Genomic DNA, 556 nt, shown 5'->3' with positions numbered 1-556 from the left:
GATGTCAGTGCCATTCACGGTGACGCTGGCGATGCCGGCATCCGCTTCCACCTGGAAGGTGTCAGTGACGGTGCCGCCGGTCGCCTCAGTGACCGACTGGTCATCCAGCGAGGTGATGGTCGGCACGCCATCGGTCGAGCCGTCGACGGTGATGGTCAGCGTGGTGCTGGAGGCATCGCCATCGGCGTCGGTGATCGTGTAGCTGAAGACGTCGGCCAGTGACGCCCCATCATCCAGGCCCTGGACCTCGGCATTGCTGTTGTCCAGCACATAGCTGTAGCTGCCATCACTGTTGAGGGTCAGCGTGCCGTAGCTGCCGGTGACGACCGTCGCATCATCCGCGGTGACGGCAGACGCACTCCCGCCGTCCGGCGTGACGCTGGTCACGCTGGTGGCATCGGCGCCCAGGGTATCGGCGGTGTCGTTGGTGCCGTCGATGACGTTGCCGTCGAGTGCCGTGGTGGTGTCTTCGTCGATGTTGCGGGCGTCGGCCTTGGCCTCCGGCGCGGTATCGAGGATCGCGATGTCCAGGCTGTCGCTGGTGCTCTGCCCGGTG

1 protein-coding gene is annotated in these 556 nt (G+C 65.8%); it reads right to left on the bottom strand.

What is annotated here, in order from left to right; genetic code table 11:
- The coding region (locus PJK54_RS17710; RefSeq protein WP_271303510.1) for a VCBS domain-containing protein at positions 1-556 on the bottom strand (556 nt) is incomplete at both ends.

Origin of the sequence: Cobetia sp. MMG027 (genome assembly GCF_027947415.1) — a bacterium.
GTDB classification, from domain to species: domain Bacteria; phylum Pseudomonadota; class Gammaproteobacteria; order Pseudomonadales; family Halomonadaceae; genus Cobetia; species Cobetia marina.
The sequence above is the reverse complement of the archived record's forward strand: the minus strand, read 5'-3'. Positions and strand labels throughout refer to the sequence as shown.